We start from the raw sequence: 2,328 nt of genomic DNA, 5'->3' as shown, positions 1-2,328 counted from the left end.
GAAATATCGTTTTGCTAAACAGTTGATATTGAGGTATCATTTTATCGTAAAAGACATATTTGCTCAACAATTGCTTGACGGAAATCAACAAATTTTAGCATTTTTGTAAAAAAGTCGCTATATAATTTGGTGAATTGGAGTTATTTTCATATTTTTGCATCCCGAAGAGTTTCTCTTAAAGAGAGAAACATCTTTTGCATACCTTTTCCGACCGAATTTTTATGTCGTAAAGAGGGGCTTTGCAGGGGGTGGACTCAGAAAGATGAGAATAGATGACTATTGTAGTTGAAACACATAGAAAGTTGCTGATATACAGACCGATACGCATATCGGGATGAACCATGAGTACGTTCTTTTCTCAAAAAACACATGTCAAAACAGTATGGTGAATGTATTGGACAAGGATAAGATACTGTGGTATGTCATGCGGGCCTACAAGAACGAGAATACTGCCGAAGATCGGCTCTCTAATGAAACGTATGGCTTAGAGTATTTCATACCCAAGCAGAAAGTCCTTCGCACTGTCAAGGTCAAGAAAGTCTTTTTCATGGTACCCGTCATCCATAGTCTGGTGTTTGTGCATGCAAGTCATCAGAAGATTGTTGATTTCAAACACAATTATTATTACGACCTACAGTTTGTCACATGGAAAAGTGGCGGAGAACTTGTCTATCTGACTGTACCTGATGAAGACATGACCAACTTCATCAAGGTGTGCAAGCAGGCAGATGAAGAGGTACACTTCTACAAAATCAGCGAAATCAACAAGGAAAAAGATAAAATCAACATTGAAAAAGGTAAAAGAGTAAGGGTACATGGCGGACCGTTCGACCAGGTGGAGGGCTACTTCATAAAAGTGGCAAAAAAGAGAGGTCGGCAGCTTGTCGTCATTATTCCCGACCTACTGGCGGTTTCAGCTGAGGTGAAGCCGGAATATATTCAAATCATAGACTGAGATTATGGAAACACGAATTACCCCCCCCGAATTGATTGATACAGAGGGATTAGTACAGGACAGACCGACACAAACGGCCTATTAAAGTTAGATAGAGAATGAGTTTAATTTGGATTGTCAACATCCTGTCGGTATTCTTCCTGTGCGTGTTTTTCGCAGGAATCGTGATACCGCAGATTCTGCTCATCGCCTTCCGCAGGCGACTGTTCGACGAGCCGGACGAGCGGAAGATACATCAGTGTGTAGTGCCTCGCCTTGGCGGTATGGCCTTCAAGCCCGTAGTGTTCTTCTCCTTTGTCCTGCTTTTGGCGGTCAATGTCTCAACCGGACATGATGAGCTGCTTAAGGAAATAGGCGCAGAAGCGTTGCCATTGGCATACGCCTTCTGCGCCATCATCATGTTGTACCTTGTCGGCATTGCCGATGACCTTATCGGTGTGCGCTACCGTGCCAAGTTCTTTATCCAGATAGTCTGCGGCATCATGCTGGTGGCTGGCGGAGTGGAACTGTCCGACCTTCACGGAATGCTGTTCATCCATTCCATGCCGTCGTGGATTAGCATCCCTCTCACCGTTTTCGTTACGGTTTTCATCATCAATGCCATCAACCTCATCGACGGCATCGACGGACTGGCCTCTGGGCTGTGCAGCATTGCCTTCCTGTTCTACGGGATGACCTTCATCTGGTTCCACCAGTATCTCTATGCCATGCTTGCCTTCGCTACTTTGGGCGTACTCATACCATTTTATTATTACAAGGAAATATATATCGAAACCGAACGAATTATCATTCGAAATTTCAAACAGAAGGATGCCGAAGGGTTGTTGGAGTATCTTTCCCATCCGCGTGTGAATTGCTTTGCCGGAGACCGCCTTTGTTCCAGAGAGGCGGCATGGGCATATATGCAGTATTCCCCGAAAGACATGCTGCGCTATGCGGTGAGTCTGAAAAAAGATGACTTTATTATCGGTGACGTGTTCGCTTTGCGTGAGAATGAAGACACTTATAATGTGGGGTGGCATTTCAACAAACGTTTTGAAGGCAAAGGATTCGCTTGTGAAGCGGCAGCCGGATTGTTGGATTATCTTTTCCGAGAGGCGGGCGCACGGCGTATCTATGGATTTGTGGAAGATGACAATATCCGCTCCAAACGCTTATGCGAACGTCTTGGTATGCGCCGCGAAGGATGTTTCAAAGAGTTTGTGACATTCGTAAACAATCCTGACGGCTCCCCAAAATATGAAGATACCTGTGTTTATGCCATTCTCGAAAAAGAGTGGAATACCATCCGTCAGTGGTGACACACCAAACCTATTATGTAAGAAGTTACTAATGACAAAAAAGAAATTGCCCGTTCGTTTTACGGGTCAGCA

At 44.5% G+C, this 2,328-nt stretch carries 2 protein-coding genes; both read left to right on the top strand.

Going from position 1 to position 2,328, the window contains the following annotated elements; all coding sequences use genetic code 11:
- The first annotated feature begins 382 nt into the window (after nucleotides 1-382).
- Nucleotides 383-955, top strand: coding sequence for a UpxY family transcription antiterminator (locus DXA54_RS26495; protein WP_195306195.1), 573 nt, complete (start codon nucleotides 383-385; stop codon nucleotides 953-955).
- A 98-nt stretch (nucleotides 956-1,053) separates the two neighbouring features.
- Nucleotides 1,054-2,256: a GNAT family N-acetyltransferase gene (locus tag DXA54_RS26490; RefSeq protein WP_008021343.1), complete on the top strand. Its 1,203-nt coding sequence runs from the start codon at nucleotides 1,054-1,056 to the stop codon at nucleotides 2,254-2,256.
- Nucleotides 2,257-2,328: the final 72 nt, after the last annotated feature.

It is taken from the genome of Bacteroides sp. OF03-11BH (assembly GCF_003604005.1).
Lineage (GTDB): Bacteria > Bacteroidota > Bacteroidia > Bacteroidales > Bacteroidaceae > Bacteroides > Bacteroides ovatus.
This window is presented reverse-complemented; position numbering and strand designations above follow the sequence as displayed.

What these genes read in the sequence shown, in the direction of transcription:
- DXA54_RS26490 (WP_008021343.1), top strand. Translation starts at nt 1,054, where the DNA reads ATGAGTTTAATTTGGATTGTCAACATCCTGTCGGTATTCTTCCTGTGC.
- DXA54_RS26495 (WP_195306195.1), top strand. Translation starts at nt 383, where the DNA reads ATGGTGAATGTATTGGACAAGGATAAGATACTGTGGTATGTCATGCGG.